This is a genomic window from Mycobacterium barrassiae, assembly GCF_025822765.1.
Taxonomy (GTDB): domain Bacteria; phylum Actinomycetota; class Actinomycetes; order Mycobacteriales; family Mycobacteriaceae; genus Mycobacterium; species Mycobacterium barrassiae.
The window spans coordinates 20,673-27,419 of record NZ_JACKUK010000015.1 but is presented as its reverse complement, the minus strand read 5'-3'; the positions used below and the strand labels follow the sequence as shown (position 1 = coordinate 27,419).

General features: G+C 68.5%; 10 protein-coding genes. 3 read left to right on the top strand and 7 right to left on the bottom strand.

Annotated elements, in window-relative coordinates:
* The coding region (locus tag H7J93_RS05835; RefSeq protein WP_267305356.1) for an integrase core domain-containing protein at positions 1–129 on the top strand (129 nt) is incomplete at its 5' end.
* Here H7J93_RS05835 and H7J93_RS05830 read toward each other — a convergent pair.
* The 7 genes from H7J93_RS05830 to H7J93_RS05800 form a co-directional block, all read right to left on the bottom strand.
* Complete coding sequence (locus H7J93_RS05830) at positions 68–868, bottom strand: MerR family transcriptional regulator (protein ID WP_267305355.1); 801 nt, start codon at positions 866–868, stop codon at positions 68–70. The genes H7J93_RS05835 and H7J93_RS05830 overlap by 62 nt on opposite strands.
* A 51-nt stretch (positions 869–919) precedes the next feature.
* Entirely contained in the window at positions 920–1,426 is a 507-nt protein-coding gene (locus H7J93_RS05825) for a hypothetical protein (protein WP_267305354.1), read from the bottom strand.
* Between the two features lie 85 nt (positions 1,427–1,511).
* Positions 1,512–2,462 carry a CopD family protein gene (locus H7J93_RS05820; protein WP_267305353.1) on the bottom strand — a complete coding sequence of 317 codons (951 nt, stop codon included), beginning with the start codon at positions 2,460–2,462 and terminating at the stop codon, positions 1,512–1,514.
* Positions 2,438–2,977, bottom strand: a complete 540-nt coding sequence (locus H7J93_RS05815) for a copper resistance CopC family protein (protein ID WP_267305352.1) — start codon at positions 2,975–2,977, stop codon at positions 2,438–2,440. Before H7J93_RS05815 ends, H7J93_RS05820 begins: the two co-directional genes overlap by 25 nt.
* Positions 2,974–3,633, bottom strand: coding sequence for a YcnI family copper-binding membrane protein (locus tag H7J93_RS05810; protein WP_267305351.1), 660 nt, complete (start codon positions 3,631–3,633; stop codon positions 2,974–2,976). Before H7J93_RS05810 ends, H7J93_RS05815 begins: the two co-directional genes overlap by 4 nt.
* 36 nt (positions 3,634–3,669) lie before the next feature.
* On the bottom strand, positions 3,670–4,200 hold the full coding sequence (locus H7J93_RS05805; RefSeq protein ID WP_267305350.1) for a hypothetical protein: 531 nt from the start codon (positions 4,198–4,200) through the stop codon (positions 3,670–3,672).
* A gap of 1 nt (position 4,201) precedes the next feature.
* Complete coding sequence (locus H7J93_RS05800; protein WP_267305349.1) at positions 4,202–4,855, bottom strand: DUF6474 family protein; 654 nt, start codon at positions 4,853–4,855, stop codon at positions 4,202–4,204.
* Between the two features lie 212 nt (positions 4,856–5,067).
* Between H7J93_RS05800 and H7J93_RS05795 the strand changes: the two genes are divergently transcribed.
* Together H7J93_RS05795 and H7J93_RS05790 are read left to right on the top strand one after the other, a co-directional pair.
* Entirely contained in the window at positions 5,068–5,559 is a 492-nt protein-coding gene (locus tag H7J93_RS05795; protein ID WP_267305348.1) for an ImmA/IrrE family metallo-endopeptidase, read from the top strand.
* Positions 5,556–6,716, top strand: a complete 1,161-nt coding sequence (locus H7J93_RS05790) for a hypothetical protein (RefSeq protein ID WP_267305347.1) — start codon at positions 5,556–5,558, stop codon at positions 6,714–6,716. The genes H7J93_RS05795 and H7J93_RS05790 overlap by 4 nt, the downstream gene beginning before the upstream one ends.
* Positions 6,717–6,747: the final 31 nt, after the last annotated feature.

Genomic DNA, 6,747 nt, shown 5'->3' with positions numbered 1-6,747 from the left:
GAAGCCCGCGCAGCGACCTACCAGAGCTGGCTGCATTACTACAATCACCACAGACCCCACACCGGCATCAAGAGCAAGACACCGATCGACCGCCTACGCGTTCACAACCTGCCCGTGAAGAACAGCTAGCCACCACGATGTCGTGGACGAATTGGGCCAACCCGGCCTCGGCGTCGTCGTAATAGCGCTTGAACCGGTCGTCGGCCAGATACATCTCCGCGAGGCAACGGTGCATCTCGTCGTCGCAGTCGTAGTACCGCTCGATCGACGCCCGATGCCGCGCAGCCAGCGCCTCGGCTTCCGCGGACCCTGGCGTCACGCCGTTGCGCTTGGCCGCAGCCAACGCCTCGAGCAGGGCCTCGTTCTCGGCCTGGATCGCGACCCAGTCGTCCTTGGTGAACGTCGCTGCCCGCTGTTGTGACTGCTTCCACGCGTCGGTGTCACCCCAGCGTTCCTCGGCTTCGGCAGAGTATTCCTCGCTGAACGCCGTGGTGCCGAAGAGCTCGATCTGTTCCTCCGCGGTCAACTGAATGCCGCTGCGGTGTGCGTTCATTAGTTCCTCCACTGCTTTGATCGTGTGCTGCAGTCGGTCGGCCTGTTCGAGCAGCAGTTGATGCTGCCGCCGAAGGTGGTCCAGCACATCCGCATCGGCGTCGTCGAGCAGAGTGCGGATCTCCTCGAGTGGCATCCCGACCGACCGGTACACGAGCACGAGATGCAAACGTTCGATATCGGCGTCGGTGTAGCCGCGATAGCCCACCGGGGTGCGGACGCTGGGCACCACGAGACCGATGTGGTCGTAGTGGTGCAGGGTGCGCACGGAGACACCCGTGAGTTCGGCTACCGCGCCGACCGTCTTGGCGTCCATAACGCCACTATCGACCCTGACGTCGCGTCAGCGTCAAGTCCGTTTCGCGTCCTAGCTGTCGTTGGAACTGCGTCGCACGAGCAGCACGACGATGATCGCCAGCACACCGACTGCGATGGCCGCGGCGATCGGCGGCCGCGACGTTTCGGGTCCGATCAACGGCATCGGCTCGGGACCTGCAACCGGATTGCTCGCGGTGGCGACCGTCGCCTTCGCCTTGGCTGCGGCTTCCTTGGCCGCGGCGGTGAGGTCGCCGTTGGTGTCGGCCAGCTTCTTTTCCGGTGCGGCCTTCTTGGCAGGAGCCTTCTTGGCCGGGGCCTTCTTCGCCGCCTTTTTCGCGGGGGCCTTCTTCGCAGCCTTGGCCGGCGTCTTCTTGGCCGGGGTCTTCTTCGCGGCCTTGGCGGGCTGCTTCTTCGCAGGCGGTGGGGCGGCCGGCGGCTCAGCGGCGGCAGGCGGTGGGGCGGCTGGCGGCTCAGCAGGGGGTGCCGCGGGCGGCGGGGGTACAGGCGGCGGCGTGGACTGCGGCCCTTTGTCTGGGCGGTCCTGCGGGTCTGCCATCGGCTGCTCCTTTGCAGTTCTCGCGTGTCCGGCGTGAGCGTCGGTAACCGGCAGCGGCCCCCATCATGCCAGGTCGGATATGGCGCTAACCGCTGGCAGCCAGTCCGGCCGCCAGCGCCAGCGCAACGGCCATCACCGCCAATTCCACGAGCGACCGCGATCGCGATACGACGGCAGTGCTGCGGTGCGCCCGCGCTGCCGGCACCCAGATCGAGCGGTTTCGCCAGCCCAACAGGACCAGGACCGCTGCGACGACGATCTTCGCCGACAGCAGCCTGCCGTAGCCAGTCGCGTACAACTCGGCAGGGGACCCGAGGCGCTCTCCGGCCCCCACCACGCCGCCGAGCAGAAGCGCCAGCACACACCACAGCGACAACTGGGAGAACCGGGGCAGCACCCGGGCCCACTGACCCCGATGCCGCACGGTAAGCACCAAACCCGCCAGCGCCCCGCACCACAGGGCCGCCGCGAGGATGTGGACAGCCACCGCAAGCCCACCGAGCGCACTCTCGAAGAAGTGACCGGTGACCAGCCGGGCCGTCACGCCGACCGCGGCGAGCCCGGCGACCACGAGATTGAGCGGCGGCGTCCTCGGCGCCGCGAGCGCGACGACACAGACTGCGGCCGCCACCACGACGCCGATCATGCCCGCGCGGCCCGCCGCCGTCTCCCTCGCGAAGTCGACCGCCGTCGGTAGACCCAGTCGCCAGACCGGGACGGCCGCGGTCTGCGCGGCCGTCCCGATCAACCGGCCCAGTTCCGCCACCAGCCACAGGGCACCGGAGGCCGTCAACGGCGCGGTGGCGCGGCCGATGAGCTCGCAGCGGTACCGCTCGTCGTCGAGCATCGGCACCACCGCGAGCCCCAGACACACCACCGCGGCGCAGTCGGAGACCGCACGCACCAGCGTCACAGGCAGCGAGCTCTGCGGATACGCCAGTGCCCACGCCACGCCAGACGCCGCGGCCACCACGGCACCCAGCAGTGCCGCGGTGACCAGCGTCCTGCGACTCACGTCCGGCGTCGCACCGCCCACAACGCACCGACCGCGATGATCAGCGTGGCGCCGACGTAGAAGGGCCATACCGGAATGCCGTTGTCCTCCTCGGCATTTCCCGATGCGTACGCTGGCGCAGCCGTCGGCGCATCCGCGGCCGGTGGTCCGGACGCCCCGGGGCCGGGCACCGTCAACTCGAACGACCACGAACCCGATACGACGTGGCCGTCGGCCGACGTGGCCCGATAGTTCACCGTGTAGGTGCCCGCCGGGCCCAGGGGGCGCAGCCCGACGCTGACGACGGCACCGTCGACCTTCGGCTCGCCGGTGGACCACAGATTGCCGTCGGGACCGACGACCGTCATCGCGGCGAACTGCGGGTTCATCGCCTCGTTGAACATCGCCCCGACCTTCGGCGGGGCCTCGGTCAGGGAGGCATTCTCCACCGGGTCGGTGGCGACGCGGGCAGCGTGCGCCGCCGCGACACCCGCGTTACCGAGCGTTCCGGACATGAACGCCAACGCCAAGACCATCACGGCGACAAGGAGTTTCATGACCGTCGCCGAACAAGCAGTGTCGTGGCGACCGCGATCGCTGCGACCGCCAAGGCGCCGCCGGCGAGCCAACGAGCCGAGTTGTCGGTCGCCGCCGACTGCGCGATCGCGACGGGGTGATCGTCGGCCGCTGCGGTCTCGGCATCCCCCAGCGCCAGCGTCGGCGCGGGGTATTCCGGCTCGCTGCCGTCGGGCAGCGACGGCTGATCCCAGCGCACCACGGTGCCGTCGGAATAGGTCTGCGTGGTGGGGAAGCTGACGGCGTCACCCTCGGGCAGTTTGACCGATATCCGGAACAGCGCGAACTGATCTGGCGAGATACCTGTGCCCGGTGCCGCGGTCCAGGTGACGGCCGAGACGGTGCCCGCCTCGGGGGCGCGGTCCAACTGGGCGGTCCAGCCCTGCATGACCTCGGTCCGCGCGGACGCGACATCAGGCAGCTCGACCTTCAGTTGCGTTGTCAGCGCACCGGTTTCAGATTCCCCCGGCACCCGGAAGGTGACGACGGCCGTCTTGCCCGGCATTGCGTTGTCGGACTCGGCCCGAACATGGGCGGATGCGGACGCGGTACCGGTCAGCAGTCCGACGGAGACCATCGCAGAAGTCACGGCGACGGCGATCAGGGCGCGTGAGGCCGCCCCAGCAGTGGGTTTCATTCGTTTGTGCTTTCTTGTGTCGTTGGGATCGTTCGGTCAGCGGGCGAGGCTGACCGGTGGACCCCGATGCGACACCGAAGCGGCGAGCAGGAGTGCGGCGCGCAGAGGCTGATCCGCGCGGCGCGTCACCGTCAAGGGTCGTACGGCCACTGCGCAGACGACGCGCACGACCGCGCGAACTGCCCGGGAGAGGGTGCGCCACAGGTGTTCGCCGGCGCCGATGAGGATGGCGCCGACGACGATGGCCACCACGTGGGCGGCGAGCATCACCGCTGCGGGCGGAGCGGTCGAACCGGTGTGGTGGTGGCCGACGACGCTGAGCAGCAGGTGGCTCAGCACCTGGCCGACGGCGAGCAGCAACAGTAGGACCCGTGCGGAGCCCGCACGGGGGATGGAGGCGGACAGGGCGCCTGCGGTCGCGGCGAGGATGGCGAGCAGCGCCGTCGCCGCACCGGTCGGTAGTGCACCGCCACCCGCCCCGTGGGCGGCCAGGGCCAGCGCCGCGGTCAGCAGCCCCGTCGCCACACCGCGAACGCGGTCGACGGAACCAGCCGCGACGGAGGTCATCTCAAGACAGGCCGAGCCGGGCCATCAGGTCGGCGTCGATGCCGTCCAACTGGTTGGCGATCGCGGCGTGGGCCGCACGACGCTGCGCCACCGGCATGTTCTCAGCCGCGGCAACGGCGGCCGACAGATCGCTGAGGCGTTCGGTGATGGCCGCGACAAACTGCTTCGTCTCGGCGTCCTTGGGCTTCTTCTCGGCGACGCGACGCAACGACTGCTCAGCACCGGCGATGCGGGCCGACAGCTGCGCACCGTGGCCGGAGAACTGACCGAGCTGGGTCAGCGGCACACCCAACCGGTCGGCACGTCGCTCGTCGACGTAACCGCGCGCGGCGATCGATGCGCGATACACCAGTGGGACGACGACGGGCGCCAGCAACCGCGTCACCGTCAAGAGCCGACGAATCCTGGTGGGGGAGAACAGCTTGCCTTCGCGTGCCGCCTTCAACTGAAGATCGGCGACCTTGAGCGCGGCCCGATCGCTTTCGCGCTGCGCCCTCAGTTGCGCCTTGAGCGCTCTCGTTTCGGCTCGGTGTTCGGCCTTGATCCGACGAGCCTCGTTCTTCGCCGCCAGTTTGGCCTCGAGCTTCGCCTTCGCCTTGATGGCGCGGGCCTCGGCCTTGCGGGTAGCGCGGGTTTTGCGCTTGAACAGGCTCATCCCAGCTTCTCCCGGTCACGTTGTCGATGCAGCACAACACTATCGTCCGGTGCTTTTACCCCGCGCGGGCCTGTCCCGACCAGCTCAGGGGCCTTGGCACCCACCTGCGTGTGCGGGCATGCTGATACCCACAATGTGGGGAAACTGACGAGGAACTGCTGCCGCGGAGGCGCAGACAGCGCATAGTGGACTCGTCGAAAAAAGGGGGAATCATGCCTGCCAGCCGCAGCGTCACCCGCGCCGTAGGGGCGGTATTGGACCTCGCACCCCGGCAAGGAGAGGTCTCGCTCACCAGACTCGTCGATGCCGTCAGCAAGGACAGGGGACGGCCGATTGAGCTGAAGACCGCCGATCTGCCGCCCGGAGTGTGCGGCCAGTGGCGTCAGTACGTCGATCGCGATGTGTTCCTGATTCAGAAGGGGCTGCCGGCCTGGGACCGCACCCTTGCCCACGAACTCGGACACCTGGTCCTCGGCCATGACGGGATGCCCGTGGTGGAGGCCGCCCTCGAGAACACCGAGTTCGCCAGCTCCGAGCTGATCGGATACATGCTGAACCAGCGCACCGGTTGTATGGGACCCAACGGTGAGGACGCCGAGCAGGAGGCCGAGGACTTCGCGGCGTTGCTGCTGTATCGGTTGGGTCGGCTGCCTTCCGATCGCGCCTCGATCGTCCAGGTCCGGCTCGGAGAGGCGTTTGGTTGATCGTCTGGGTGATCGCCGGCCTGCTCGGGCTGGCCACCGGACTCCGTATCGGATGGGCGCTGGTCAACAAGCAATCGCTGGTGAGTACCGCGATGATCCTCGCGCTGGGCAGCCTCGGGTTGGTCGCCGCGCTCAACTGGCAGCCGCTGACGCTGCTGATCGACAACCTGCTGCGGTGGCCCAACGTCTCGATGGGTTTGTCTCAGGTGGCCCTGGTGATGTGCGCGGCGGGCAGCTGCGTCATGATCACCACCGTCGCGTCAGGGCGTAAGCCCGCCGTCATCCGCAGGATCGCAATCGTCCAGTACTGCGTTGCGGCCGTCATCGCGGTGGTCAGCTTGGTGGCCTTCTTCTCCGCGGGTCAGCAACCGGAGATGTCGCCCGAGGAGTATCTGCGGCACAACCTGACCACGGGCGGTAACTCGCTGCCGTGGCTGTTGCCACTGCTGTACGTGCTGATGGCGCTGTCGTTGGTGGCGTGGGCCGGGATGCGGTACTCGAACCGCAGCCGTCGTGGTCGCGCGCTGTTCGTGTTCACGGTCGGTATCGCCCTGATCGTGGGTGTAGCGGCGTTCTTCTTCCTTCGGGCGGTCGGCACCACCGGCCCGGTCGGGGTCGGTGCCGCGGTCACGCTGCTGGGGTGCGCGATGTTGGTCGTCGCCGCGGGCGCACTGCTGCCCAGCGTGGAGGACTACTTCGGGGCCCGTCGTGAGCTGAGGATCATTCGGCCGCTGCTGGACGAACTCGGCCGGCGCCAGCCCGATGTCGGCATCGGCGAGCGCCCCCGCGGACCGCTGGCGTTCCGGGTGGCCGAACGGATGTCGTTGATCTCCGACGCGCTGTTCCTGGAGGCGAGTGCCGCAGACGCCAGGAGGAAGCGGGTCGACACCGGGCGAGCACTGCCCGATCGCGAAGACGACGACGATACGGACGACGACGCCGAGATTGAATCCCCCGGCGTGCCGCCGGAGGAGCAGGCCCGCGCGATCGCGGAGTGGATCTACACCGGCCGCGAGGAGGCACCTGAGGACGCGCGTGTGGAATTTCCGGGCCTCGGATGGTTGCGCCAGCCCAGTGTGTGCTCGGACCGCGAGTGGATTCTGGAGATTGCGCTGCAGTACCGCGCGCTCATTCGTTCAGAGGGCGCAGAGGCCTAATCCAGGGTGCCTGGAGTAAGACAGGGCATCG